The organism is Nonomuraea terrae (genome assembly GCF_004348995.1).
GTDB classification, from domain to species: Bacteria; Actinomycetota; Actinomycetes; order Streptosporangiales; family Streptosporangiaceae; genus Nonomuraea; species Nonomuraea terrae.
Map to the genome: position 1 here is coordinate 16351 of NZ_SMKQ01000064.1, position 25044 is coordinate 41394.

Consider the following 25044-nt stretch of genomic DNA (forward strand, 5'->3'; position numbering starts at 1 on the left):
CTCACGGCAGCGCGCGCATGCGGCCGATGATCGCGGTGGTCGAGCGGTCCGGCACGTAGCCGAGCACCCGCACCTCGCCGCCCAGCGCCCGCACCAGCGGGGCCTCCGGCAACATCTCGGGGGTGTAGTCGCCGCCCTTGACGTAGATCTCCGGGCGGATCATCCGGAGCAGCCGCTCGGGCGTGTCCTCGTCGAACTCGGCCACGTAGTCCACGTCGTTCAGCGCCGCGATCACCGACATCCGGTCCTCGCACGGGTTCACCGGCCGGCCTGGGCCCTTCAGCCGGGCCACGCTCGCGTCGCTGTTGACCGCCACCACGAGCACGTCGCCCAGCCGCGCCGCCTCCTCCAGGTACGTCACGTGGCCCCGGTGCAGCACGTCGAAGCAGCCGTTGGTGAACACCACCCGCTCGCCCCTGCGCCGGTGCGCGTCCAGCAGCTGGGCCAGCCGCTCGGGCGTCTGCACCGTGCCCTCGTGGCGGCGCAGGGCGCGCAGCAGCTCGTACCGGGTGCAGATCGCGGTGCCGGGGCGGCGCACCACGACGCCGGCCGCCGCCTGGCCCGCCTCCGCCGCCTCCTCCGGTGTCGCGCCGCCCGCCAGCCAGAGCGCGAACGCCGCCGTGTAGGTGTCGCCCGCGCCCGTGGCCATGTGCTGCGGCGCCGGCTCGGCGTACGTCCGGTACGGCGGATGCCCGTCCCGGTGCAGCAGCGTGCCCTCGCCGTCGAGGGTGGTCACCACCATCCCGGCCCCGGTCAGCTCCAGCAGCCGGCCCGAGCGGGCCATCAGGTACGCGGGCCGGTCGTCGGTGTCGCCGCCGCCGCTGCCGTCGCCGTCGAGCAGGCGTACGACCTCGAGGTAGTTGGGCAGCACCGCGGCCGGCGCGCACTCCCGCCACGGCGCCACCGCGTGCGCGTCCACCACCAGCAGCGGCGCCTCGGTCAGCGCGCGGCGCACGGCGGGCGTGCAGACCCCGCCGCCGTAGTCGCAGGCGACCACCACGTCCGCGCCCGCCCCGGCGTCGGCGAGCCGCCGCAGCAGCTCCCGCTCTGCCGTCTCGGGCAGCGCGTCCCGGTCCTCCTCGTCGTAGCGCGCGGTGAGCTGGCCGCTGGTGACCAGCCGCCGCTTGTGCGCCGTACGCCGTCCCGGCACGGTCACCAGGTCGACCTGGACGCCCAGCAGGCGCAGCGACTGCACCAGCTTCTCGCCGCACTCGTCGTCGCCCACGACCCCGACCAGGCGGACGCGCGCGCCGAGCGCCACCAGGTTCGCGGCGGTGTTGGCGGCGCCGCCCGGGGCGTCCTCGGTCGCCTCCAGGCTCATCACGGGCACCGGCGCCTCTTGGGCGAGACGCTTGGCCGGGCCGCGCAGCCATGAGTCGAGCATGACGTCGCCGATGACCACGGCGCTGATGATCTTGTCTGTGCCCATGAGAAGCGAGTACCGGAGAAAGACCTGATCAAACCAGTTTTGTCCAAGTTATGGCGGCCGGGTTCTGGGGTAGCAGAACCCGTTATGTCAGGACGGGACGCGGCCGGAGGGCTGGTCGGCGGGGTGCGCAGGATCGCGGTGCTGCGGGCCAACGCGATCGGCGACTACCTGCTGTCCGTCCCCGCGCTGGACGCGATCAAGCGGGCCTACCCCGGCGCGCGCCTGACGCTGCTCGGCACCGCCTGGCACGCCGCTTTCCTGACCGGGCGGCCGGGACCGGTGGACGACGTGGTGGCGCTGCCGCTGATCACCGGCGTCTCCACGTCCGAGCCGGGGCATCCGGTGCCCGCCGGGCTCATGGAGGAGCTGCGGGCGCGCGGGTTCGACCTGGCCGTGCAGATCCACGGCGGCGGACGCTACTCCAATCCGTTCGTACGCGGCCTGGGCGCCGGGGTGACCGCCGGGTTGCGCGCGCCGGGGGCCGAGGAACTCGACCGCTGGGTGCCGTACACGGACTACCACCACGAGACGCTGCGCTTCCTGCAGGTCGCCGCGCTGGTCGGCGGGGTCGCGGACGGGCTGGAGGCCCGGATCGCGATCACCGGGGCGGACCGGGCCGAGCTGGCCCGCGTCCTCGGCGAGGTGCCCGCGGGGCTCGTCGCCGTGCACCCGGGCGCGAACGACCCCCGCCGGCGCTGGCCGGTGGAGCGCTTCGCCGAGGTGGCCGACATGACCGGCCGTCCCGTCGTCGTGACCGGGCGGCAGGAGGAGAAGGACCTGGTGATGGGCGTGGTCGAGTCGATGCGCCGGCCCGCCACGCCGGTCGTGGGCGCGCTCGGCCTCGGCGGCCTGGCCGCGCTCCACGAGCGGTGCGACCTGCTGATCGCCAACGACACAGGACCGCGGCACCTCGCCGCGGCCGTCGGCACGCCCACCGTGGCCGTGTACTGGTGCGGCAACCTGGTCACCTACGGCCCGCTCAGCAGGACGGCGCACCGGCCGCTGACGTCGTGGACCACGGCCTGCCCGCGCTGCGGCGCCCGCGGCGTGGAGCCGGGCGCCGTGCGCTGCGCCCATGAGGAGTCGTGGGTGCGCGACGTGTCGGTGGAGATGGTGGCGGAGCAGGCTCTGGACCTGCTCGCCGGACCCTTGGGGGGATGACGATGACCGACCGAGCCGTGATCGACCAACTGCAGCAGGCCATCGAGGAGGCCTTCAGCGGACGCGACCGGGTGGCGATGCGGGAGGTGTACGCGCACGCGTCCGAGCACGTGAACCTGCCGGCCGACCTGCTCGCGCACCTCAATGAGCTGCCCGAAGGCGCCTACAGCAGACCGGAGGTGATCGAGGCGATCAACGAGGTGATCGTGCGGCGGGGTGAGCAGGAGAGCCTGGGGCTGCTGCGGGTGCCGCGCCAGGCGCGGCCCGTGGAGGAGACGACCGAGGCCGAGCGGGCGGTGCGGGACGAGGCCCCGCTCGAACAGCTCAACCCGGCCTCGCTCCCGCCGGACGACGAGGATCCCGACATCATGCGGTGAAAGGTCGCATAGCAGGGGGCGTCGCCGGCGTCTGAAAGGGTGACGTCGATCCCCTGGAGGTGACCGTGGACGCCGCGGACGAGCAACGGTTCCGCGAGTTCGTGGCCGCGCGTTCCCCAGCTCTCATGCGGCTCGGATTCCTGCTCACCGGCGGTGACCAGCACGCGGCCGAGGACCTGGTGCAAACTGCCCTGGCGCGGCTGGCGGGCCGGTGGCGGCGCGTGGAGGCCCCCGAGGCGTACGCGAGGCAGATCATGTACCGCCAGCAGGTGAGCTGGTGGCGGACGAGCGTGCGCCGCGGCGAGGTGGTTCAGGCCAGCCCGCCCGAGCGGGAGGAACGCGACGCGCACCACCAGAGCGAGCTGCGCATGCTGCTGCGCGCCGCCCTCGCCCGGCTCACCGCCCGGCAGCGCGCGGTGCTGGTGCTGCGGTATTTCGAGGACCTGCCGGAGAAGGAGATCGCGAGCGTGCTCGGCTGCTCCGTCGGCACGGTCAGGAGCACCGCGCACCGGTCGCTGGCCCGGCTGCGCGAGGTCGCCCCCGAACTGGCACGGGAACTGGAGGTGGCCAGGTGACCCGCCTGCTGCGCGACACACTGGAGGAATGGGCCGGGCAGGCCCAGGTGCCCCACGACCTGGCCGACCGGGCGCTGCGCAGGCGCGTCTGGAAGCCCGTGGGGGCCGCGATGCTGGCGGCGGCCATGGTCGCGGCGATCGCCGTCTTCGTCGCCGGTCAGCGTGAGCCCGAGCCGGTCGTGCTCCCGGCCACCGGCATCACCCTGCCGGCCAGGCCGTCGCCCGCGCCGACGGACGTGCGGACCGACACCGGGAACAGCCCGCCGGCCAAGCTGATCGCCGCGGGGCGCCTGGCCGTCTCGGCGTACTACGTGTACCAGCCGGCGAAGAGCGGGCAGCGGGTCCTGCGGAGCTGGTCGTTGTACGACCCGCGCACCGGCGGCTACGAGCGGACCCCGTACGCGTGGGTGGATGTGGCTCCCGGGCTCCAGGTCGCCGCCGTGCTGGACGGCGACGGGCTCGGCACGCGGGTGGGCGTGCTCGACATGAACACCCGCGAGATGCTCACGTGGATCGACCTCGCGCACCCCGTCGGGTCCGTCGTCTGGTCGCCGGACGGCACCAAGATCCTGGCCACCGCCTACTCCAGCTACCCGGAGATCAGGCAGGGCGAAGGCGACCAGGCGCACCTGCGATTCGGCGAGAACCCGCGTACCGGCTACTACGTCATCGACGTGCCGGGCGGCACCGCCGACTACCACGAGCTGCCGCCGCTGCCCGGCTTCGACAGCTCAGAGCGGATCACCGGCAACCCGCGCCAGGACCTCGGCTGGAGCCTGGACGGCAGCTTGCTCTGGTCTCCCACGAGAACACGTCCGGACCGGCTGTTCTACACCCTCGACGGCCGGCAGGCGGAGGCCCCAGAAGCGGACCGCTACGTCGGGTATTCGCGCCACTCGGCCCTCTCCCCGGACGGCCGCCTCCTGCTCGGCCCGGACGGGCTGCCCACGAAGATCACCGATGCCGCGACCGGTGAGATCGCCGGCCGCCAGAACGTGCTGCAACTGCACGCCTGGGCCGACGACGACAACGTCATCGCGCTCGGCTGCGCGGGATCGTGCGAGAACGAGTTCAACAACGGTCTTGTCCTGGTGAGCGTGGACGGCGAGCGGATGACCCAGCTCGGGCGCAACCGCGACACCAACAAGGGAGGCTCCTGGCACTGGATCCTGACTCCGCGCTAGCTTTTTTGACCGATCGATCTCGATAGTGTTAGCGTCTGCGGCGTGCCAAGGACCAAGGAGTTCGATCCCGACGCCGCGCTGCAGAAGGCGCTGGAGCTGTTCTGGGAGCGCGGGTACGAAGCGACCTCGATGGCCGATCTCGTGGAGCGGCTCGGGATCGCGCGGGCCAGCATCTACGCGACCTTCGGCGGCAAGCGCGACCTTTACCTGAAGGCGCTGGAGCGTTATGTGGAGCAGGGCGACGTGGTGGAGCCGCTGTCCCAGCCGGGGCCCGCGCTGCCCGCGATCCGCGCCTTCCTCGACGCGTACGTCGCCGAATGCCTGGCCGACGAGCTGCGGCGGGGCTGCATGGTGGTCAACACGGCGGTGGAGTTCGGCTCGCGCGACCCCGTCGTGTCACGCAAGGTCGTGGCGAGCTGGGCCGAGATGGAGGCCGTGCTGGCCGGGGCCCTGGTCAGGGCGCGCGCCCAGGGGGAGATCCCGGCGGGCAAGGATCCGCACGCGCTGGCCAGGTTCCTGCTCGTGCTGGTGCAGGGCGTCCGGGTGCTCGGCCGGGCCGACCCCGACGCCCGCCGGCTGCGCGACGCCGTGGACCAAGCCATGAATGCCGTCCAAATATGAGAACGATTGGTATGGAATTATGACAGGTCGTTTTGCCGACAAGGTCGCACTGGTGACGGGTGCGAGCGGGGTCGTGGGGCGGGCGGCGGCGCTCGCGTACGCGCGGGAGGGCGCCGCCGTGCTGGTCGCGGGCCGCGACGCCGCGCGGCTGGCCGAGGTGGTGAAGCTGATCGAGGACGGCGGCGGGAAGGCGAGCGCGTTCATCGTCGACGTCACCAGCTCGGCCGACGTGGCCGCCATGGTGACGGCCGCCGTCTCCCGGTACGGCCGGCTCGACGTCGCCCTCAACGCCGCCGGGATCTTCGGCAAGCTCGCGCCGCTGGCCGACTACGACGAGGACACCTGGGACGACGTGCTCGCCGTCAACCTCACGGGCGTCTACCTGTCGATGAAGCACGAGATCGCCCACATGCGGGCGCACGGCGGCGGCACGATCGTCAACGTGGCCTCCAACATGGGCGCGCACTGGCGCCTGGCCGGGGCGAGCGCGTACGCCGCCTCGAAGGCCGCCGTCAGCTACCTGACGCGGGCGGCGGCGCGCGACCACATCGCCGACGGTGTCCGCGTCAACGCCGTCAGCCCCGGCCCGATCGACTCGCCCATGTCGACGCGCCCTGGCGAGACCCGCGCCGAGCGGGACGAACGCATGAAGACCGGCCTGCCGATCGGCCGCGTGGCCGCCCCGGAGGAGATCGCCGCGGCCGCCTTGTGGTTGTCGTCGCCGGAGTCGAGCTTCGTCGTCGGCACGGACCACGTGGTGGACGGCGGCGCCACCGCCTGACCTGTCACAGCGTCCTGTCCCGGCGCAGCCCCATGACCCAGATCCCGAGCGTCCGCCGGGGCAGCACGTAGAGGAGCGCCACCACGGGGACGAGGAGCTGGGCGGGCTCGTTCACGAGCTCGAAGAGCTGGACCCGCTCCAGGAGCCCGGTCCCCCCGAAGGACATCTCCCATGGGTCGGAGACCAGGGTGACGGGCAGGGCGATGACCCAGTAGTCGATCAGAACCGCCGCCGCCCGGCGCACGGCCCGCCCGCGACGGACGGCGGGCCCAGCCGGCGGATCGTCGCGCAGCTGCGTGGCGAGCAGGACCAGCACGGCGGCCACCAGGAGGGCGAGGACCGGGCCACTGCCCACCTGGCCGGCCACCTCCGCGAACCACTGACCGCTGAACAGCGGGACGACGGCGCAGGCATCGGAGTCGAAATACGGCACGACCAGCGGGTTGAGCACCGCGGTCAGCGCGAGGAACGCCGCCGCCCGCCGCCCGGCCACCGCCGACTGCCACCGGCCGAACGCCGCCAGCACGACGACCGCGGGAACTCCCCAGGCGACCCCGAGCCCCACCAGCATGCCGGCATCCGCGCGAAGGGGCATGACGAGTGCCTCGACCGCCTCCTGCCATGCGCTTCGGTCCGAAAAGTACGAGCCGAAGCAGATGTGCCCCCTGAGCTCCCCGACGTACGGCCTCCAGTGCTCCCACGTCGGGAGGAGGGCGGCGCACAAGGCGGCCACCCACGCGGCCAGGGCTGCTCGCGACAAGATCGACTCCGTTCTCGGGCGACCCTATCCGACCGTCAGCCCACGATGCGGTCGGGGGAGTCGAGCCAGATGCGCTGGCCGTGCGGGGTGACCGTCATGCCGAAGCGGTCGCGTCCCGGACGGCCCCAGCTCACCCACTGGAAGTAGGCGTTCAGGACCTCGTCCCAGACGGGTCGATGACCGACCTGGTAGACGTCGTACTCGACGCTGTTCGGCCGCCAGACCGCCGTCGCCCACGAGTACGGGTCGCGGGGGTCGCAGATCCACAGCTTGAACAGCTCGCCGTCCTCGTCGGACTCGCTGCTGTGACTCGCTTCGAGGCCGGTCAGCGCCGCCATGGCCAGGTCGGCGCCGGCCGGTGCGTACGCGATCGTGCGCGGGTCGACGCGGGTCCGCAGCAGGTGCCGCTCCTCCGGACCGCGCGCGTCGAGCGGGGAGACGGGCCGCTGCGAGCGCAGCATCATGTACGACGCGAAGCCGGGGAAGCGCCCGACCGCGGCCCCGTCCGGGAGGACCACGAGCCGCAGCGAATGGTTGGCACCGAAGTTGGGACAGTACGGCAACACGATCGTCGCGCCGGGCCGGCACTGCTCGATCCACGTGTACGGCAGGGTCCGGACCCCGCACGTGACGTGCACCCGGTCGTACGGCGCGCCCGGCGGCCACCCGAGAGCGCCGTCACCGACGATCAGGGTCGGGGTGGCGCCCGCGCCCGCGAGGTTCTTGGCGGCCTGGTCGGCGATGGCCGGGTCGATCTCGATCGAGGTGACCTGTCCTCGCTCGCCGACCAGATGACACAGCAGGGCGCCGGTCCAGCCCGTTCCGGTGGCGATTTCGAGCACCCGCTGGCCGGGATCGGGGTCCAGCAGGTTCAACAGATCGGCGACCGTACTGGGGGCTGAGGCCGACGATGTATACCCGCTGATGGTCTCGTACAGCGGGACGGCGCCGTCCATGAGCTGGGTGACGACGATGCTGTCCGAATAGACGGTGTCCCACCAGGTGACTGGGTCGTCGTCACGGTTGATCATGTACGGGGGGGCCTTGGTCGGCACGACAAGGCCGACCGTTGGGATGAACTGGTGGCGGGGCACCGCGCGGACCGCCTTCTTGACCGCGTTCCCGATCTCCCCGCAGGGATCGAGTTCTGAGACGAGGCGATCCATCCGGGCATTGACGTCCATTACTTCTTGTCGCCCTTGCCCTTGTCGGCGTGCTTGCCGGACGCCGTTTTCTGCTGGTCACCGTTGCTCCCTACACCTCCGTGCTTCTTGGGGTCGAAGTCCTCGGCCTTCGGGCTCTTGGGGTCTTCGTGACGGGCCATGGGGCTCCTCCTCTGCTTGTCCGGATGGATGAGATGCTACGTCTACCCCTCGTATCTCGCAGGGAAAAGAGAAGACCCGCACCCGGAAGAGGGCGCGGGTCTCGCTCAGGAGGAGGTCAGCGGCTGATGCGGACGGCGTCGGCGATCACCAGGCCGGTGCCGGAGGTCCAGCGGCTCACGCCGACCACGTTGTACGTGCCGGCGTTGAGGGAGAACGTGCCGATCGTGCGCCAGGCTCCGCCGCCTGATCGCTGGTCGACGAAGACGGTCTGGTTGCCGCTCGACGTCGCCACGATGTACGGCGCCGAGCTGTTGTATCCGGGATCGCCCGGATACCAGACCTCGACCCGGTACGTGCCGGCGCTCGGGATGGTGGCCGAGAACCAGGCGGGGTCGCTGGCCGAGACGGGCTCGGCGAAGCGGTAGTCGGCGCCGTGGCGCTGGCTGGAGTAGGTCGAGGTGCCCCAGTCGGCGCTGGCGGTGAACTGGCCGGCCGTGGTGTTGTCCACGGTCGTCGTGAACGTGGGCGGGGTGGTGCCGCCACCGGTCACGTGGTTCATGAACGTGGTCCAGTTGAAGTGCGGCCCCGGGTCGGTGTGGGTGGCGCCGGGGACCTCGTTGTGGCCCATGATTCCGGTCCTGGTCTTCGGGATGGCGTACTTGTCGCACAGATGCCTGACCAGGGCCGCGGCGGACCGGTACATCGCGTCGGTGAACCACGAGGCGTCGGAGACGTAGCCCTCGAGCTCGATGCCGATGGAACGGTTGTTGTAGGTGGAGTTCCCCGCGTGCCAGGCGACGTCCTTGTCGCGCACCATCTGGGTGACGGCGCCGTTGGACGACTTGATCACGTAGTGCGCCGAGACGTTGGCGCTGGGATTCTGGAACCAGGAGATCGTGCCCGCGTACGAGCCTTGGGCGACGTGCATGACGACCCGGTCGATGTTGTAGCTGGTCTCGCGACTGGAGACGCGGTAGTTGCCGGAGTTGGCCGGCACCCACGCCGCGGGCCCGTAGTCGGTGCTGAGGATCCCGGCGTCGCCCGCCCTGGAGGTCAGGTCGCGGGTCTTGGCGTACTCGCCGCGGTCGGCGGTCACCTCCTGCGGCTTGACCTGCAGGCCACGGGCGTTGATGCCGAGGCCGAGGCCCTCGTAGACCGCGTCGGCGTACAGGCGGGCCAGCTCGGGCGAGGAGGCGTTGCCGTACTTCGCGACCGCCTGGTACCAGCGGCCGGGGTCCTTCCTGGCGGTCTCGTCCAGGCCGAGGGCGTCGGCGTGGGAGCGCAGGACGGCCGCGCCGCCGAGGATGTTGGCCTCGTCGTCGGTCTTGAGCTTGTCGGCCGGCAATTCGGTCAGCTCGGCGGCCTTCTCCAGGGAACGGTTGGCCGGGTTGCTGACCAGATGCATGACGCCGTAGCCGTTGCTGGCGCTGGGCTCGCCGCCGTGCCCGTCGAGGCGGGTCTCGGCGTACGCGAGCGCGACCAGCAGGTCGCGGGGCACGTCGTACGCGGCGGCTGCCTTGGCGAAGGCGGCGGGCAGTGGCGCGTCCTTGGCCTCGGACCAGGCAGGCTGACCTGCGGCGATGAGGAGGACGGCCAGGAGGGAGGTGGCGAGGGCTGCTAATCGCGTGCGGACGAGAGTCATGGGGGCTCCTCGTTCACGAGTGGACGGGGAGCACGCTACGGCAGCTCCTGACTGGATGTCGACAATTGACATTACTCGTGAGTTAGGTGAAACTCCTCGCCTTCTGGGACCGGTGAGATTTGGGCCCCCTCGAAGTTGTGAAAACTATTGCGCCCTCCCGTGAATCCGCTGAAACTTCCCTTCGTGACCGCGCTTCTGCGTACCGTCCTCGCGGCGCTCACGGCCGCCATCGTCCTGGTCCCCGTCTCGTCCTCCTCCGCGACCGCCTGCGTCGTCGATCCGGCCACCCCCAAGCGCCAGCTGCGGGCCATGTGGATCTCCTCGGTCGCCAACATCGACTGGCCCAGCCGCACCGGGCTGAGCGCGTCGGCCCAGCAGGCCGAGTTCCGCGCCTGGCTCGACCTCGCCGTCTCCAGGCGGATGAACGCGGTGGTCGTGCAGGTCAGGCCGACGGCGGACGCGTTCTGGCCCTCGACGTACGAGCCGTGGTCGCAGTGGCTGACCGGCACCCAGGGCGGCAATCCGGGGTACGACCCGCTGGCGTTCATGGTCAGGGAGGCCCACGCCCGCAACCTGGAGTTCCACGCCTGGTTCAACCCGTACCGGATCGCCAACCACGACGACGCGTCGCGGCTGTTGTCCTCGCACCCCGCGCGGCGCAACCCCGGCTGGCGCTTCGCCTACGGCGGCAAGCTCTACTACGACCCGGGCATCCCGGAGGTCCGCGACTTCATCGAGGACGCGATCATGGACGCGGTCACCCGCTACGACCTGGACGGCGTCCACCTGGACGACTACTTCTACCCGTATCCGGTCAGCGGCCAGACCATCCCCGACGCGGCCACGTACGAGCGTTACGGCGGCGCGTTCGACACCATCGGCGACTGGCGGCGCGAGAACGTCAACCTGCTCGTCCGCGAGCTCGACCAGCGCATCCACGCCGCCAAGCCGCACGTGTCGTTCGGGATCAGCCCGTTCGGCATCTGGCGCAACGCCGGCACCGACCCGCTCGGCTCGCGCACCTCGGGGCTGCAGTCGTACGACGCGATCTACGCCGACAGCCGGCGGTGGGTGAAGGAGGGCTGGGTCGACTACCTCGCGCCGCAGGTCTACTGGCACATCGGCTTCTCCACGGCGGCGTACGAGGTGCTCACGGCCTGGTGGTCCGACCAGGTCAGAGGCACCGGCGTGCAGCTCGTCATCGGCCAGGCCGCCTATCGCGCGGGCGCCTCCGGCGAGGACGCCGCCTGGCGGGACGCGGCCGAGCTGAGCGACCACCTGACGGACAACCGCCGTCACCCCGAGATCGTCGGCGACGTGTTCTTCAGCGCCAAGGACGTCAGGGCCGATCGCATCGGCGCCATCACCCGCCTGGCGAACACCCACTACACCCGTCCCGCGCTGTTGCCCGCCCGTGGCTCCGGCGCCGCGCCGGCCGCCCCCTCGATCACCTCGGCCGCCCGCGCGTCGAACGGCGTCCAGCTCGCATGGACGGGCTCGGGCACCTCGTACGCCGTCTACCGGGTGACCGGTTCGCCGTCGGCGGCCGACCCGTGCTTCTTCGCCGACGCCCGCAACCTCGTCGGGACGACCCGCCAGACCACGTTCACCGACACCTCGGCCGCCGCCGGGACCGCGTACACCTACTACGTGAGCGCGCTGTCCCGCACCCACCAGGAGGGCCCGCCGAGCGCGGGCCGGGCCGCCGAAGGCTCCGGCGGTTTCAGTGTGGTGGTCGACAACGCCGACGCCGGGTTCACCGCGGGTGCGAACTGGGGCACCTCCGCCTTCTCCGGGCAGCGCCACGGCGCCGACTACCGCTTCGCCGACCCGGTCGCGGCCAGCGACCCGGCCTGGTACCGCGCGGCCATCCCGAGCGCGGGCAGCTACCGCGTGGAGGTCTGGCATCCGGCCGACGCGGGCTACAACAGCGCGACGCCGTACGTCGTGGCGGCCTCCGGCGGCAACCGGACGGTGACCGTCGACCAGCGCACCGGCGGCGGGGCCTGGCGCGCCCTCGGCACGTTCACCCTCGCCGCCGGCACGTACGACGTGGTCGGCGTGAGCCGCTGGACCTCCACCGCCGGATACGTGGTCGCCGACGCCGTCCGGATCAGCAAAGTGGCATGAGCCTCGGTCGCGTTCGCCGTGTACGGCCGCCGCATGGCAGTCAGGGGAACCGCTCCGGAGCGAGCCGGTCGAACGCGCCGAGCGGATCGAACGCGAACGCCGGATCCCCGGCCGACTCCAGCACTTTCTCGTGACGTCTGGGCGACACCGGCCGCAAGACCCCGAGGCCACCGAGGCACTGGCGAACACCGTGCGCCTGGACTCGGTCTCGGCCGACGACTTCGACACGGTCTTCTACCCCGGCGGGCACGGACCGATGCGGGACCTGGCCGAGGACACCGTCTCCGCGCGGCTGATCGAGTCGACCCTGCGCTCCGGCAAGCCGGTGGCACCGGTGTGCCATGCCCCCGGCGTGCTGCGGCACACCGTCAACGAGGACGGCACCCCGCTGGTCTCCGGCAGGAAGGTCACCGGATTCGCCAACTCCGAGGAGGACGCCGTCCAGCTCACCGACGTCGTCCCCTTCCTGGTGGAGGACGAGCTCGTCAAGCTCGGAGGCGTCTACTCCAAGGCCGGCGACTGGCAGCCCTACGTCCTGCGGGACGGCCTGCTGATCACCGGGCAGAACCCGGCCTCCTCGGCCCCCGCGGCCGACGCCCTGATCGAGCTGGTCAACAAGGGCAGCATGTGAGCGCGTGACCGCCCGGGCCGAGCCGGCTCTCCACGCCGGCCCGGGCGGCCCGGTAGGCCACGAGGGTGACACCGGTCGTCGGATTACCCTGGAGGGCGCGGCGTCCGACGGTTGTGCTGATCCACCGCTTCGCGAGCGTTGATGACGCGCGGTCCTGGTACGAGAGCCCGGTCTGCCTGGCAGCGCTGCTCGCCCGTGGTGGGATCCACCGGGCCGCCGGGGACGATCGGCTTCCGGCCGTGCCGGCCTCCGCTCAGGGGCCGTAGATGACGGACAGGAAGCGCAGGAGGACCGCTTCTCTCGTCGGTGCGGGCAGAGCGTCCAGGATGGTGTTGACCGCGGCCATCTCCGGCTGGCCCGTGCCCGGGCGCAGGTCCACACCTACCGCGGCGGCGAGTTCGGCGAAGCTCGTGTCGTCCATCGTGTCGAGGTCCAGGCCCGCCACCAGGTCGACCAGTCCCTCCGGCAGTTCGACGGGGCCGCGGGCGCGGGCGGTGGCAGCCGACTCGGCGATGACCTTCAGCATGGCCTCGACCCCGGCAAGCGTGACCCCCGTGACCGTGATGTGCAGGTTGGCCGGGATGCCGGCGTAGGAGAGCTGCGGCTGCAGGAACCAGCCCCTGGCCCGCGCCTCGTCGGCCAGCACGAACACGTCGATCCCGGCCCCGGTGAACGCCACCAGCGACGACTCAGGCTCCCCGAGCACCCGCAGGCCGGGGATCGCGGCGATGCCCTCGCGTAACCGCGCCGTGGCCGCCAGCGTGGCGCGGCCGAGCTCGACGTACCCCTCGCGGCCGAGCGCCCGTAAGGTCGCCCAGGCGCCGCCGAGCGGGCCCGCCGACCTGGAGCTCTGCACGGTCGCGTTGATGATCGTGTAGCCGGGCCAGGCCGCCGAGGCGAAGTACGCCGCCCGCCGCATCGCGGGATCGGCGAAGAGCACGACGGAGGCGCCCTTGGGCGCATAGCCGAACTTGTGCAGGTCGCAGGAGATCGAGGTCACCCCGGGCACCGACAGGTCGAACGGCGGGATCGCCGCGCCCGCCTCGCGCAGCCACGGCAGCAGCCACCCGCCCACGCACGCGTCCACGTGGCAGGGCACGCCCGCCCCCGCGGCCACGGCCGCCACCTCCGCGACCGGGTCGACGACCCCTTGCGGGTAGGACGGCGCGGAGACGGCGACCAGGATCGTGTCCGCGTCGAGGGCCGCCTCGACGTCGCCCGGCCGCACCTTGTACGTCTTCAGGTCCACCGGCACCGCCACGACCTCCACCCCGAGGTAGTGGGCGGCCTTGTGGAAGGCGGGGTGCGCGGTCACCGGCAGCACCAGCTTCGGCCGGGCCGCCGACGCCGCGTCGCGGGCGGCCTTGACGGCCAGCATGATCGACTCGGTGCCGCCGCTGGTGAAGATGCCGTGGCCGCCGCCGAGCACGTCGGCGACCGCGCCGACGACCTGCCGCTCCATCTCCACCACGCTGGGGAACGCGGTCGGGTCGAGGCAGTTGACCTCCAGCATCTCCAGGTACGCCCGAGTCGCCGCGTCGTTGACCTCGGGTCTGCCGGTGTCGTAGACGTACGCGGTCACCTGGCCGCCGCGGACGGGCAGGTCGTGCCGCTTGAGCCGGGACAGCTCCGCAAGCAGGTCGCCGGTCGTCTCTCCGGCCGGGGGAAGGGTCACGCGGAACTCCTCAAGGGGGATCGCCGGGCAGGCCGAGGGCGCGGTGGGTCGACAGGTGGAGGTGGGCGCGGAAGCGGCGCAGCGCGGCCCGGTCGCCGGCGGCCCTGCGCCGGCCGTCGGAGTCGAGCACGCCGCCCTTGGCGAAGCCGTGCACCGACCAGATGACCGTCCACATGGTGTATTCGAGGTCGGCCTGCTCGTCGATCAGGCCCGACTCGACGGTCGGCCGCAGCGCGGCGCCGACCGCGGTGACCAGCGGCTGGACGTACTCTCGTTCCAGCTCGGTGATGTCGCGGGCGTCGGAGAGCCAGCGGTGCATCCACAGGGCGGGCACCTCGGGGTTGTCCACGCAGAAGCCGAGGTAGTCGTCGATCAGCCGGTGGATGGCGGCCACGGGGTCGTCGCCGGGCAGCCGGGCGAGCGCCGCGTCGAGGGCGGCCTTCTCTGCCAGGTGGGCGCGCGCCATGACCGCGAGGTACAGCTCGCGCTTGCCGCCCACGTGGTAGTTGACGGTGGCGATGTTCAGCCCGGCGGCGTCGGCGATCTGGCGCGTCGAGGTGCCGTCGTAGCCGAGAGCGGCGAAGAGCTGCGTCGCGACCTTGAGAATGAGGTCGGCCTGCGTGCCGTCGGCGGAAGCCATGGCACCGAAGATAATTCGGTCAGTGGTCGCCGGTCAATCACTTGATGGAGACCCGCGCGGCAGCCCGGGGCCGGCGCGGCGAGCGCCGGCCGTGGGCCGAGGCTAACGGCAGCGGTCACCGTTCAGGTGGAAGACCTCCGGAGCGAGGTTGGGCCCCGCCGTGGTGGCGGCGGTGAAGCCGAACGTCACGTCAACGGCGCGGTGGGACTTTCACGCCGTCCGCAACATCGGCCAGAACAGCGCGCCGTCCGGCAGCGCGAACGGCTCGCGCTGCCGGTAGCCGTGCCGGGCGTACAGGTCGCGGTTGCGCGGGTCGCTGGCCTCCAGGTACGCGGGCGCGCCCGCCAGCCGGTCGTGCCCGTACCGCAGCAGCGCCGTGCCGAGCCCCTGGTTCTGCCGGTCGGGACGGACGGCGAGGAACGCCAGGCTGTGGTACGGCGGCTCCGGCCGGTTCGCCTCGAACAGCTCGTCCAACAGCCGGAACCGGTCGGCCCACTCGCCCGTGGCGTCGGCCATCCGCAGCTCGTAGTCACGCGGCTGCGGCGCCGTGTGCGGCATCCACACGGCGGCCGCCTGCCCGTCGTCGAACACGTGGACCTCACCGTGCTCCAGCGCGTGCTCCACCGTGATCAGGAAGGCGGCCGTCAGGACCCGCTGCCGCTCCCGGCGCTCCGGCACCAGGTACGCCACGGCCCGCAACCCCGAGAACGCGGTGGCGACCAGCTCCGCCACCCGCTTGGCGTCGTCGGCCGTCGCGTGGCGGACGGCCGGTCTCATCGTGAATCGTTCCCCCATGGCCCAGGTCTCCTCTCGTCGGTGCGGTGTCCTGGGCGGATGGACGCCGCAGCCTCCATCCGTCTTCCGAGCGTAAGGCCGCCGCGTGGAGAGCTGCTGACGGGTCCCTTACGCGGTTGGGAGATCGTCTTTCGCCAGCCAGGGGTAATGGTGCCCATGATCGCGACCAGGAGGCACCGAAGATGGCGGACGTTCCCATCGTTGTCGGTATCAATCGCACCCAGGACGGCTCGCTCGCCGTCGCCGTGGGCGAGTCGGGCATGTACGGCCTGCAGAAGGACCGCGTCACCCGCCGTAAGGGTCACTGGGGGCGGCTCGGCGACCTGCCCGACAGCTACCTGCCGGCTCTCCCGCAGCTCAAGGAGCCCGTCGACCTGGTCGTGGAGAGCTACTCCTGCGACACCGAGATGGAGCACGCGAGCGCGTACCACGGGGAGATGCGCGAGACGCTCAGCCTCGGGCGCGGGGCCCCGGTCGCGCTGATCTCGCACCACCTCGCGCACCTCTACGGCGCCTTCTACCCCTCGCCGTTCGGGCACGCGGCGGGCCTGGTCATCGACGCGCAGGGCAGCCGCGTGCGGGACTTCACCGAGCGCGTCGAGCTGCCGCCCGGGACCGACGGCGAGCTGCTGGAGGTCGCCTCGTTCTACCGGTGCGCGCGCGGCCGGATCGAGTGCGTGGCCAAGCAGCTCTGGGACGGCGACTGGGCCCGCCCGGCCGGCCTCGGCGCCTTCTACGCGCTGCTGACGTCGGCGCTGTGGCCCGGCGAGGGTGACGAGGAGAAGGTCATGGGCCTCGCCGCGTACGGCGACGCGGACGCGCTCGGCCTGCCCGACCTCGACGTCCGAAGCCACGAGGTGCACATCCCGGCCGCCTGGATGGAGGCGTTCGGCGCCGCGACCGGCTACGAGCCGGGTGGTGAGGAGTTCCGGCGGGCGGCGAACCTGGCCGCGGCCGGCCAGCGCGCCTTCGAGCGGGCCCTGACCCGCCTGGCCGGGTGGCTGCACGACAGGACCGGCCTGGACGCGCTGGTGTTCGCGGGCGGCGCGGCGCTCAACGTCCCGGCCAACGGCCGGCTGCTGCGAGAGTCGCCGTTCCGCGAGGTGTTCGTCCCGCCCAGCCCGCACGCGGGCGGCACGGCCATCGGCTGCGCCCTGTACGGGCTCATCACGTGCCTCGGCGTGGAGAGCCGGTTCCGGTGGACCGACGACTTCCTCGGCCCCGACCCCGACGCCGGCGCGGTCGAGGCGGCCGTACGCGCCCTGCCGGACGGCCTGTACGCCGAGCGGCCCGGCGACCTGGTGGAGGAGGTGGCGGCGCTGCTGGCGAGCGGGCGCGTGGTCGGGCTGCACCAAGGGCGCGGCGAGTCGGGGCCGCGCGGGCTGGGCCACCGCAGCATCCTCGCCGATCCGCGCAGGCCCGGCATGCGCGACTACGTCAACCGGGAGGTCAAGGGCCGCGAGTGGTTCCGGCCGCTGGCCCCGGTGGTGCCGGCCGACCAGGCCGGGCGCTACTTCGAGATCGACAGGCCCGCGCCGTTCCGCCAGTACGCCGCGCTGGTGCGTCCCGCGTACCGGGAGTTGCTGCCCGCGGTCACGCACGCGGACGGCACGGCCGCGCTCCAGACTGCGGAACGCGGGACCACGCCGTTCCTGTACGCCCTGCTGGCCGCCTGGCAGCGGCGCACGGGGGTGCCGGTGCTGGTCAACACCTCGCTGAGTGGGCCCGGCGAGCCGTTGGCCGAGACGCCGGAGCACGCAGTCGAGCTGCTGCGCACGACCGGCCTGCACGCGCTGGCGATGCCGCCGTACCTGATCCGCAGGCGCGACGAGCCGCGGCTGGATACGTAAGTGCAGGTCAAGCCGGTTCCTTGCGCGCCGTGGCGGGTACGGACGGTGGCATGGCCGCCAACCGAGCCGGAGCCGTGGCGCTCGCCGCGCTGGCGGTGCTGACAGCGGGGTGCGGCGTATCGGCCGCCCAGGAGATGGCGCTGCCCGCCTCACCGGCGCCCGCGCTTCCGCTGGACGGGAAGGTCGTGGTGATCGATCCCGGCCACAACGGCCGCAACGCCGCCCATCCCGAGGTGATCAACCGTCAGGTCGACATCATCACCGGCCGCAAACCGTGCAACACCGTCGGCACCTCCACCGCCTCCGGCTACCAGGAGCACGCCTTCACCTGGGACGTCGCGGGCAGACTCAAGCCGATCCTGGAGGGCATGGGCGCCAAGGTCGTGCTCACCCGCCCCGATGACAATGGCGTCGGGCCCTGCATCACCGAGCGGGCCGCCATCGGCAACGAGGCCGAGGCCGACGCCATGCTGTCGATCCACGCCGACGGGGCCAGGGCGAGCGGCCACGGCTTCCACGTGATCACGCCGGGGTTGCTGCCCGGGCACAACGACGACGTGGTGGGGCCGTCACGCCGGCTCGGCCGGGACATCCGCGCGGCCTACCGCGCCGGCACGGGGATGCCGTACGCGAACTACACGGCGACGAACGGCCTGCAGAGCCGTACGGACCTGGGCGGGCTCAATCTGTCCAAGCGCCCGGCGGTCTTCCTGGAGGCGGGCAACATGCGCAACAAGGGCGACGCCGCCAAGATGTCCGACCCCGATTTCCGCGAGCGGATGGCCAAGGCACTGGCCGACGGGCTCAGGCGGTATCTGGACTAGCGTACGCGCGCAGGAACGCCCTGGCCGCGGCCTCGGCCAGGCGGTCGAGGTCGGCCTCGGCGTAGAGGTCGTTGCCGCCGCGGAACATGGCCTTGTTCACGGGGATCCACAGCAGCAGGCCGACGAAGTGCTCGGCGGCGAGCTCGGGGTCGTCGAGGCGGAGCACGCCGCGTTCGGCGAGCCGGCCGAAGGCCGTGGTGAGGGTCTTCAACGAGCGTTCGAAGCCCTGCTCGTACCAGGTGCGGCCGAGGTCGGGGAAACGTTCGGCCTCGGCCATGACCAGCCGGCGCAGGCGCAGCAGCTCGGGCTCCATGATGGCGCCGAGGAAGCCGCGGGCCAGCGCGCGGAGGTCTTCGGCCAGGTCGCCGTCGTCGTCGAGGGTCGCCGTGATCATCTTCGTCAGGCCCTCCACCTGGGCGGTGGTGTCCATGATGATGCTGGTGAAGAGCTGTTCCTTGTCGGTGAAGTGCTTGTAGACCGTCTGCTTCGACACCGAGGCCAGCGCGGCCACCTCGTCCATGCTGGCGCCGACGTAGCCGTTGCGCAGGAACACCGGCCGCGCCGCCTCCAGGATCTGCGCGCGCTTGCGTGCCGTACGGCCGTTCTCTTCCATGGACCGCCCTCTCGTCGTCCCTGCGGAGAACAGTACTAGACAGTTCCGTACTATTGTCAGTACTGTACCGTCTAGTTCCCCCAGACGAGAGGACGGGTCATGAGCGACCTCCAGAAGCAGGTGCAGGAAGCGGCCGACGGGCTGGTCGAGTCAGGCGAGGAGCGCGGGCTCCAGGTGGCCGTCTACCGCGGCGGCGTGCAGGTCGTGGACGTGGTCGCCGGCGTCGCCGACCCGGAGACCGGGCGGCCCGTCACTCACGACACGCCCTTCTACAACTTCTCGATCGGCAAGGGCGCCACCGCCACGGTCGCGCACGTGCTGGCCGAGCGCGGCCTGTTCGACTACGACACACCTGTCGCGGAGCTCTGGCCGGAGTTCGCCCGGCACGGCAAGCAGGGCGTCACCGTGCGCCACGTGCTCTCGCACACGGCGGGCGTGCCCGGCGTCCCGCTCGACACCACACCCGAGGACGTCTGCGCCTGGGAGAAGATGACCGCCGCGCTTGAGGAAGCCGAGCTCTGGTGGGAGCCGGGCACGAAGATGGGCTACCACGCCTACACGTTCGGCTTCCTGGTCGGTGAGATCGTCCGGCGGGTCACCGGCAAGCCGATCTCGCAGGTACTGCGCGAGGACGTCGCGGGGCCGCTGGGCGTGGCCGAGGAGCTCTACTTCGGCATGCCGGAGAAGGAGCACCACCGGCTGGCCCGGCTGGAGGACGCCCCGATGGACATGTCGGCGTTCGGCGAGATGCCGGCCGACCTGCCGATGTTCAAGGCCGGGCCGATGTCGCTGATGCCGAACGCCGCCCTCGGCAACCGGCCCGACTATCTCGCCGCCGACATCCCCGCCGGCGGCAAGACCTCGGCGCGGGCCATCGCCCGGATGTACGCGGCGCTGCTCGGCGAGGTCGACGGCGTGCGGCTGATCTCGGCCGAACGGCTGCGCGAGGCGACGTCCGTGGTGTCGGGCGGGATCGACGAGGTCTTCGGCATGCCGACGACCTGGGGGCTCGGCTACGGCATCGGCGGGCCGACCTCGACGGCGGAGCTGAGCCCGACGGTCTTCGGGGTGCCGGGCGCCGGCGGCAGCGCCGCCTGGGCCGACACCGCCACCGGCACCGCCTTCGCGCTCACCAAGAACCGGCTGACCAACGACTTCGCCGCTGCCGAGCTGATCGCCGGCATCGTCTCCCGGGGCTGACCCAGGGGGGTCAGCCGTCGCGGCAGAGCGGGGCGCCGCCGACCACGCAGACGATGTCGTCGAGCTGGCAGCTGAGCAGGGTGCCGTCCATGCCGAGTACGAGCACGAGGTCGTGCCTGGACGAGTGGGCCAGCATGACCCTGCCGACGACCCCGTTGTCCAAGATCACGGTCGGCCGGTCTTCCGTGTGGTCCATGCCCTCGTGGCTCCTCTCAGGTCCGGTACGAGCCCCCGCGCCGGACCCGTCCCCACCAGGATGCACAGGCTCGCGCCCTGAGCGCATCGGTCGTGAGGCTGTATTTCCGGTCCCCCCGGAGGAGGGTGCATCAACTCGAAGGCCCTCATAATCGCCGAACTCACAGGGTGAGCGCCAGCCACCCCGGTAATCGAGAACATGTTCTAGCCGGACTCGTGGGAGTTGCTGCGAGCCTTCTTTCTCATTGACTGACGAAACGTTGTCCCCGCCGCAGCAGGAAACCGTACGTTCCGCCCCTGGGGCGGGCCGAGGCAGCGTGCTGGTGCTGGTCTTCCTGGCCCTGTTCTGGTCCTGGGACAGGACGGCGGCTCGTACGTGCGGACACACCCGGGGACAGCGTGGCGGAACGTGTTCTGATTCGGGCTCTGTGATCTTCCCGCGGTGATCCATGGGCTCCGTCTATGATGAGGCCCACGTCGCGCGCGCAGGAGGAGACGGCCCACCGTGACCGAACTAGAACGCGTTCCGCCCGGTGTCGACCCGAGTGTCCCGAGCTCCGCCCGGGTGTACGACTACCTGCTCGGCGGCAAGGACCACCTGGCGGTCGACCGTGCGGTGGCCGAGCGGCTCCTCGCGGTCGCCCCCGACACCCGCCGGGTGGCCAGGGCCAACCGCCGCTTCCAGGTCGAGGCGGTGCGCCACCTGGCCGAGCAGGGCGTCAGGCAGTTCATCGATCTCGGCACCGGCATCCCGACCTCGCCCAGCGTCCACGAGACCGCCCGCGCCGTGCACCCCGCGTGCCGGGTGGTCTACGTCGACTACGACCCCGTGGTCCGGATGCACGCCCAGGTGCTGCTGGCCGATGCCCCGGGCGTCGCGAGCATCCAGGCCGACCTGCGCCGTCCCGCGGACATCCTCGCCGACCCGCACGTCACCGGGCTGATCGACTTCGACCAGCCGGTGTGCGTGCTGATGGTCGGCGTGCTCCACTTCGTCACCGACGAGGAAGACCCGGCGGGCATCGTGGCCGCCTTCGGGGAACGCATGTCCCCGGGCGGCCACCTGGTGCTCTCCCACGCGATGGCCGAGAGCTCCCCTCAGGCGATCGCCCAGCTCACGATGGCGACGGCCGGCTCGCCCGCGCAGCCCACCTTCCGCACGCGGGAGCGGGTGCTACGGCTGTTCGACGGCTTCGAGCTGATCGGCCCCGGCCTGGTGCCGGTGCACGAATGGCGCATCGACCCCGCCGAGCCCGAGGTCCCAATGCTGGACGGCCTGCCGCAGCTCCGCATCGACGGCGGCGTCGGCCGGCTGCCCGCCTGACTCCTCAGACGCGGCGCCAGAGGAGGGCGGCGGCCGGGTACGCGGAGCGGTGGCAGGGCGTGGCCGGGTTCGCCGCCGGCCTCTATCTCTGAACTCGGCCGGTCAGAGCCGCGTAGTCCTTGAGCGCGATGTCGGTCGCGAACTTGTCGCTCATCTTGAGCATCAGGCCGAGCAGGAAGCCGTACTTGAAGGTCCAGTTGCGCATGCGGATCCTGGCCGGAGTCGCGGGGGCGAGGAAGGGGCCGGTGTTGCCGTTCCTCGCGATCCTGGCGTAGGCGCGCATCTGCCGTTCGTAGGCGGCGAAGGCCGCGCGGTGGTCGCCGCCCGCCTCGGCCAGCTCGCCCGCCAGCACGTACGCGCCCACCACGGCCAGGCCGGTGCCGAATCCGCCCAGCGTGTTGCCGTACGCGGCGTCGCCGAGCAGCACCACCCGGCCCGCGCTGTAGCGGTCGATCCTGACCTGGCTGATCGAGTCGAGGTAGACGTCGCCGGAGCGGCGCACCGCGTCGATGACCTCGGGGGTCCGCCAGCCCATGCCCGCGTACGCGCGCGCCAGGAGATCCTTCTGCCGTCCGGTGTCGTAGCGGTCGTAGTCGAGCTCCGCTGCTGAGGCGAAGACGAAGAACGCCTGCGCCTTCGGGCCGCCCGCGGCGACCAGCCGCCCCGGCTCGTTGTACATCCACGGCACCTCCCCCAAGCCCTTCTCGACCTCGGCCAGGGCGTAGTAGTAGCCGAGGAACCTGACGAACTCCGTCTCCGGGCCGAACGCCAGGCGGCGCACGGCCGAGTGGATGCCGTCCGCTCCCACCACCAGGTCGAACGTGCGGGGCGCGGAGCGTTCGAAGGTGACGTGGACGCCGCCCGGGGTGTCGGTGAGCGAGGTGATCGAGTCGCCGAAGACGTACTCGCAGTGGGAGGACGTGCGTTCGTACAGGATGCGGGACAGGTCGCCGCGCCTGATCTCCAGGTCGCCGCCGGTGAACGCGCCGGGCAGGACCGCGAGCCTGCGGCCGTGCGCGTCCACGATCTCCTGGTCGGGTCCGCCGGTCTGCAGGCGGCGTACGTCGTCCAGGATGCCCATGCGCGTCAGGACGGTGAGGTGGGTCTCGCCCTTGAAGTCCACCGCCTGACCGCCAGGGCGGAGGGCCGGGGCCTTCTCGACGACGGTGACGGTGCGACCGGCGCGGACGAGCCAGTGGGCGAGTGCCGGGCCGCCGATGCCGGCGCCCGAGATGAGGATGTTGCGGTTTCGCATGCCCAGCAGCGTCGCGACCACCGCTGACAACCCGGCGACCACCGGCTGACAGACCGCTCCGGCCCTGTCAGCGGTCGCCGGGTGACGGCGCGACCTCGGGCCCGAGCAGCGGGGGCGGCTGCCCGGCGGCCGCACTCTCCAGCAGGGCCCGCGCCTCGGCGCGGTCCATCGCCGCACCACTGGCGTACGCGGCCGCGAAGCCCTCCGGCCCCAGCACCCGCGTGGCCTTGGCGGCGACCGCCGCGACGTCGCGGTCACCGGCCACGGCCAGCCCGCGCAACGCCACCCCGACACCGAGCAACACCGCCGCCCGCTCGGCCGCGTCCCGGGTTCGTGTCGCGTCCGAGCCGACCTGTGCTCCCGCGACGAGGCCGGCCAGTCCCTCGGCGGCATCGGCGAGGTCGGTGGACATGGGGGAGTCCAGTGCGGCCGCCACCGCCATGGCGTGAAAGCGTTCCGCCTCCTGTGCCGGCTCCTGCGCCGTGCCCATCATCGTGCCCTTCGCCGTGGCGAGCCGGCCCAGCGCGGTGTACACCCGCGAACGGGTGCCGCCCGCGGTGAACGCGCCGGTCCGGGACCCGGCCAGCGCCGCCTCCAGCCGCCGGTCCGCCTCGGGCAGGTCGCCTTCGTACCGGGCCAGTTCACCGAGCTGGAGGTGTACCCACGCCATCAGTTCCGGTCTCCCCAGCCGCCGTTCCAGCTCACCCACCCGTTCGTGGTCGGCGCGGGCCGCCCGGACGTCGCCCGCCCGCAGCCGCGCTTCGGCCCGCCTGCCGAGCACGTCGGCCAGCTCGTCGAGCGCGCCCAGCTCCTCCAGCAGCCCGAGCGCGTCCTCCCACAGCCGGAACGCCCGCGCCCACTCGCCGCGCCAGCTCGCCACCAGCGCCAGCCAGTCGAGCGCCTGGGCCGTCCCCCAGCGTTCGCCCACCGCGCCGAAGTCGGCGAGCACCCGCTCCAGCTCCCGTTCCCCGTCGGCGGCCGAGCCGCCGAGCAGCAGCATCAGGGCGACGCTGAGCCGTCCGAGCGCCCGGCTCCACGGCTCGGAGCCGAGCACGGGCGGCTCGTGCCCGGACGACGGCCATCGCTCGGGCGGCCCGGCGAGCATGCCCCACAGGGCCACGCCGAACCGGTACCGCATCGGCCGGTCGAGCGAGGCCATGATCTCCCGTGCCCGCTCCCAGTGCGGCGATCCCGCGTCCGGTACGGCGTGCAGCACGGCCATCACGTACTCCTCGGCCAGCCCGTCGGGCGGCTCGGGTCCGGTCGCGTCGAGGAGACGTACGGTGTGGAGGGTGGCCTGGCCGCGCCGCCCGCTCAGCCACCAGTACATCGCCAGCGCCGCCACCAGCCGCCACGCCGTCGGCCGGTCGTGCTCGACGCTCCAGCGCAGTGCCGCCTGGAGGTTGGCGTTGTCGGCCGACAGCCGGGCCAGCCACGTGAGCTGCTCCTCGCGGTAGAGGTGGTCGTCGGCGCGCCGCGCGAGCTCCAGGAACCAGGCGGCGTGCGAGGCACGGAGCCGCTCCTCCTCGCCCGCCTCCGCCAGGCGTTCCAGGCAGAACAGCCGGATGGTGTCGAGCATCTGGTAGCGCTCGCCGTCGGTCTCCACCAGCGACTTGTCCACCAGGCCGACCAGCGACTCGGCGCTGCCTGGGCCGCAGACCCGTTCGACCGCCTCCAGGCTCGCGCCCCCGGTGAACACCGCGAACCCCCTGGCCAGCGCCTGCTCCGCCGCGTCCAGCAGGTCCCAGCTCCACTCCACGACGGCGTGCAGCGTCCGGTGCCGGGCGGCGGCCGTACGGTCGCCGCGCGACAGCAGCCGGAACCTGCCGTGCTCGGCCAGCCGGGCGGCGATCTCCGCCACCCCGAACGTCCGCACCCGCGCGGCGGCCAGCTCGATGGCCAGCGGCAGGCCGTCGAGCGACGCGCAGATGCGCAGCACCGCGTCGAGGTTGCGCGGGCCGAGCGCGAAGCCCGGCCGCACGGCGGACGCCCGGTCCGCGAACAGCCCTTTGACTTATACACCTCTGACGCTGCCGACGATCGCATAAGTGTAGATC

24 protein-coding genes are annotated in these 25044 nt (G+C 72.2%); 12 read left to right on the plus strand and 12 right to left on the minus strand.

What is annotated here, in order from left to right:
• Position 1 precedes the first annotated feature (1 nt).
• On the minus strand, positions 2 to 1429 hold the full coding sequence (gene rfaE2, locus E1286_RS21430; RefSeq protein WP_132615225.1) for a D-glycero-beta-D-manno-heptose 1-phosphate adenylyltransferase: 1428 nt from the start codon (positions 1427 to 1429) through the stop codon (positions 2 to 4).
• A gap of 84 nt (positions 1430 to 1513) precedes the next feature.
• Here rfaE2 and E1286_RS21435 point away from each other — a divergent pair, with 84 nt between their 5' ends.
• The 6 genes from E1286_RS21435 (at position 1514) to E1286_RS21460 (ending at position 6128) form a co-directional block, all read left to right on the plus strand.
• Positions 1514 to 2590, plus strand: a complete 1077-nt coding sequence (locus E1286_RS21435) for a glycosyltransferase family 9 protein (RefSeq protein WP_132615226.1) — start codon at positions 1514 to 1516, stop codon at positions 2588 to 2590.
• Complete coding sequence (locus tag E1286_RS47965) at positions 2587 to 2967, plus strand: hypothetical protein (protein WP_165969833.1); 381 nt, start codon at positions 2587 to 2589, stop codon at positions 2965 to 2967. The genes E1286_RS21435 and E1286_RS47965 overlap by 4 nt, the downstream gene beginning before the upstream one ends.
• A 65-nt stretch (positions 2968 to 3032) precedes the next feature.
• Positions 3033 to 3542, plus strand: a complete 510-nt coding sequence (locus E1286_RS21445) for a SigE family RNA polymerase sigma factor (RefSeq protein ID WP_132615227.1) — start codon at positions 3033 to 3035, stop codon at positions 3540 to 3542.
• A complete protein-coding gene (locus E1286_RS21450; RefSeq protein ID WP_132615228.1) occupies positions 3539 to 4726 on the plus strand; it encodes a hypothetical protein in 1188 nt (395 codons plus the stop codon). Before E1286_RS21445 ends, E1286_RS21450 begins: the two co-directional genes overlap by 4 nt.
• A 42-nt stretch (positions 4727 to 4768) precedes the next feature.
• Positions 4769 to 5347, plus strand: a complete 579-nt coding sequence (locus E1286_RS21455) for a TetR/AcrR family transcriptional regulator (RefSeq protein ID WP_132615229.1) — start codon at positions 4769 to 4771, stop codon at positions 5345 to 5347.
• A 19-nt stretch (positions 5348 to 5366) separates the two neighbouring features.
• Positions 5367 to 6128 (plus strand): SDR family NAD(P)-dependent oxidoreductase, encoded by a 762-nt coding sequence (locus tag E1286_RS21460; RefSeq protein ID WP_132615230.1) that lies wholly within the window; start codon positions 5367 to 5369, stop codon positions 6126 to 6128.
• A 4-nt stretch (positions 6129 to 6132) separates the two neighbouring features.
• Here E1286_RS21460 and E1286_RS21465 read toward each other — a convergent pair whose 3' ends face one another.
• The 4 genes from E1286_RS21465 to E1286_RS21475 form a co-directional block, all read right to left on the minus strand.
• Positions 6133 to 6888, minus strand: a complete 756-nt coding sequence (locus E1286_RS21465) for a hypothetical protein (RefSeq protein ID WP_132615231.1) — start codon at positions 6886 to 6888, stop codon at positions 6133 to 6135.
• A 35-nt stretch (positions 6889 to 6923) separates the two neighbouring features.
• Positions 6924 to 8054, minus strand: coding sequence for a methyltransferase domain-containing protein (locus E1286_RS21470; RefSeq protein WP_132615232.1), 1131 nt, complete (start codon positions 8052 to 8054; stop codon positions 6924 to 6926).
• 17 nt (positions 8055 to 8071) lie between these two features.
• Entirely contained in the window at positions 8072 to 8212 is a 141-nt protein-coding gene (locus tag E1286_RS47970; protein ID WP_165969834.1) for a hypothetical protein, read from the minus strand.
• A gap of 116 nt (positions 8213 to 8328) precedes the next feature.
• The gene (locus E1286_RS21475; RefSeq protein ID WP_132615233.1) at positions 8329 to 9855 is read right to left on the minus strand and encodes a golvesin C-terminal-like domain-containing protein; all 1527 of its coding nucleotides are present in this window, start codon (positions 9853 to 9855) and stop codon (positions 8329 to 8331) included.
• A 183-nt stretch (positions 9856 to 10038) separates the two neighbouring features.
• Between E1286_RS21475 and E1286_RS21480 the strand changes: the two genes are divergently transcribed.
• Positions 10039 to 11985: a family 10 glycosylhydrolase gene (locus tag E1286_RS21480; RefSeq protein ID WP_132615234.1), complete on the plus strand. Its 1947-nt coding sequence runs from the start codon at positions 10039 to 10041 to the stop codon at positions 11983 to 11985.
• Positions 11986 to 12115: 130 nt separating this feature from the next.
• On the plus strand, positions 12116 to 12616 hold the full coding sequence (locus tag E1286_RS21485; protein ID WP_246075023.1) for a type 1 glutamine amidotransferase domain-containing protein: 501 nt from the start codon (positions 12116 to 12118) through the stop codon (positions 12614 to 12616).
• A gap of 253 nt (positions 12617 to 12869) precedes the next feature.
• On the opposite strand, the gene E1286_RS21490 is transcribed toward E1286_RS21485, so the two are convergent.
• From E1286_RS21490 to E1286_RS21500, 3 genes are all read right to left on the minus strand, one after another.
• Complete coding sequence (locus E1286_RS21490) at positions 12870 to 14291, minus strand: pyridoxal phosphate-dependent decarboxylase family protein (RefSeq protein ID WP_132615236.1); 1422 nt, start codon at positions 14289 to 14291, stop codon at positions 12870 to 12872.
• 10 nt (positions 14292 to 14301) lie between these two features.
• The gene (locus E1286_RS21495) at positions 14302 to 14931 is read right to left on the minus strand and encodes a TetR/AcrR family transcriptional regulator (RefSeq protein WP_132615237.1); all 630 of its coding nucleotides are present in this window, start codon (positions 14929 to 14931) and stop codon (positions 14302 to 14304) included.
• A 210-nt stretch (positions 14932 to 15141) separates the two neighbouring features.
• Positions 15142 to 15726 carry a GNAT family N-acetyltransferase gene (locus E1286_RS21500; protein WP_223190194.1) on the minus strand — a complete coding sequence of 195 codons (585 nt, stop codon included), beginning with the start codon at positions 15724 to 15726 and terminating at the stop codon, positions 15142 to 15144.
• Between the two features lie 182 nt (positions 15727 to 15908).
• On the opposite strand from E1286_RS21500, the gene E1286_RS21505 reads away from it, so the two are divergent.
• Together E1286_RS21505 and E1286_RS21510 are read left to right on the plus strand one after the other, a co-directional pair.
• Positions 15909 to 17576 carry a carbamoyltransferase C-terminal domain-containing protein gene (locus E1286_RS21505; protein ID WP_132615238.1) on the plus strand — a complete coding sequence of 556 codons (1668 nt, stop codon included), beginning with the start codon at positions 15909 to 15911 and terminating at the stop codon, positions 17574 to 17576.
• 50 nt (positions 17577 to 17626) lie between these two features.
• The gene (locus tag E1286_RS21510; RefSeq protein ID WP_132615239.1) at positions 17627 to 18400 is read left to right on the plus strand and encodes an N-acetylmuramoyl-L-alanine amidase; all 774 of its coding nucleotides are present in this window, start codon (positions 17627 to 17629) and stop codon (positions 18398 to 18400) included.
• Here E1286_RS21510 and E1286_RS21515 read toward each other — a convergent pair.
• Positions 18381 to 19013 (minus strand): TetR/AcrR family transcriptional regulator, encoded by a 633-nt coding sequence (locus E1286_RS21515; protein WP_132615240.1) that lies wholly within the window; start codon positions 19011 to 19013, stop codon positions 18381 to 18383. The two genes, E1286_RS21510 and E1286_RS21515, sit on opposite strands and share 20 nt — an antisense overlap.
• A 99-nt stretch (positions 19014 to 19112) precedes the next feature.
• On the opposite strand from E1286_RS21515, the gene E1286_RS21520 reads away from it, so the two are divergent.
• Positions 19113 to 20213, plus strand: a complete 1101-nt coding sequence (locus tag E1286_RS21520; RefSeq protein WP_132615241.1) for a serine hydrolase domain-containing protein — start codon at positions 19113 to 19115, stop codon at positions 20211 to 20213.
• A 10-nt stretch (positions 20214 to 20223) separates the two neighbouring features.
• Here E1286_RS21520 and E1286_RS21525 read toward each other — a convergent pair whose 3' ends face one another.
• Positions 20224 to 20409, minus strand: coding sequence for a hypothetical protein (locus E1286_RS21525; protein ID WP_132615242.1), 186 nt, complete (start codon positions 20407 to 20409; stop codon positions 20224 to 20226).
• Between the two features lie 504 nt (positions 20410 to 20913).
• Between E1286_RS21525 and E1286_RS21530 the strand changes: the two genes are divergently transcribed.
• Positions 20914 to 21732, plus strand: a complete 819-nt coding sequence (locus E1286_RS21530) for an SAM-dependent methyltransferase (protein WP_132615243.1) — start codon at positions 20914 to 20916, stop codon at positions 21730 to 21732.
• An 82-nt stretch (positions 21733 to 21814) separates the two neighbouring features.
• On the opposite strand, the gene E1286_RS21535 is transcribed toward E1286_RS21530, so the two are convergent.
• Together E1286_RS21535 and E1286_RS21540 are read right to left on the minus strand one after the other, a co-directional pair.
• Positions 21815 to 22987 carry an FAD-dependent monooxygenase gene (locus tag E1286_RS21535; RefSeq protein WP_132615244.1) on the minus strand — a complete coding sequence of 391 codons (1173 nt, stop codon included), beginning with the start codon at positions 22985 to 22987 and terminating at the stop codon, positions 21815 to 21817.
• A 67-nt stretch (positions 22988 to 23054) separates the two neighbouring features.
• Complete coding sequence (locus E1286_RS21540; protein ID WP_246075024.1) at positions 23055 to 24968, minus strand: ATP-binding protein; 1914 nt, start codon at positions 24966 to 24968, stop codon at positions 23055 to 23057.
• Positions 24969 to 25044 lie beyond the last annotated feature (76 nt).

Bases quoted from the DNA above. Each gene is read 5' to 3' on its own strand.
- E1286_RS47970 (WP_165969834.1), bottom strand. From the start codon at position 8,212: ATGGCCCGTCACGAAGACCCCAAGAGCCCGAAGGCCGAGGACTTCGAC.
- E1286_RS21520 (WP_132615241.1), top strand. From the start codon at position 19,113: ATGAGCGACCTCCAGAAGCAGGTGCAGGAAGCGGCCGACGGGCTGGTC.
- E1286_RS21510 (WP_132615239.1), top strand. From the start codon at position 17,627: ATGGCCGCCAACCGAGCCGGAGCCGTGGCGCTCGCCGCGCTGGCGGTG.
- E1286_RS47965 (WP_165969833.1), top strand. From the start codon at position 2,587: ATGACGATGACCGACCGAGCCGTGATCGACCAACTGCAGCAGGCCATC.
- E1286_RS21535 (WP_132615244.1), bottom strand. From the start codon at position 22,987: ATGCGAAACCGCAACATCCTCATCTCGGGCGCCGGCATCGGCGGCCCG.
- rfaE2 (WP_132615225.1), bottom strand. From the start codon at position 1,429: ATGGGCACAGACAAGATCATCAGCGCCGTGGTCATCGGCGACGTCATG.
- E1286_RS21525 (WP_132615242.1), bottom strand. From the start codon at position 20,409: ATGGACCACACGGAAGACCGGCCGACCGTGATCTTGGACAACGGGGTC.
- E1286_RS21515 (WP_132615240.1), bottom strand. From the start codon at position 19,013: ATGGAAGAGAACGGCCGTACGGCACGCAAGCGCGCGCAGATCCTGGAG.
- E1286_RS21500 (WP_223190194.1), bottom strand. From the start codon at position 15,726: ATGGGGGAACGATTCACGATGAGACCGGCCGTCCGCCACGCGACGGCC.
- E1286_RS21460 (WP_132615230.1), top strand. From the start codon at position 5,367: ATGACAGGTCGTTTTGCCGACAAGGTCGCACTGGTGACGGGTGCGAGC.
- E1286_RS21495 (WP_132615237.1), bottom strand. From the start codon at position 14,931: ATGGCTTCCGCCGACGGCACGCAGGCCGACCTCATTCTCAAGGTCGCG.
- E1286_RS21475 (WP_132615233.1), bottom strand. From the start codon at position 9,855: ATGACTCTCGTCCGCACGCGATTAGCAGCCCTCGCCACCTCCCTCCTG.
- E1286_RS21505 (WP_132615238.1), top strand. From the start codon at position 15,909: ATGGCGGACGTTCCCATCGTTGTCGGTATCAATCGCACCCAGGACGGC.
- E1286_RS21435 (WP_132615226.1), top strand. From the start codon at position 1,514: ATGTCAGGACGGGACGCGGCCGGAGGGCTGGTCGGCGGGGTGCGCAGG.
- E1286_RS21470 (WP_132615232.1), bottom strand. From the start codon at position 8,054: ATGGATCGCCTCGTCTCAGAACTCGATCCCTGCGGGGAGATCGGGAAC.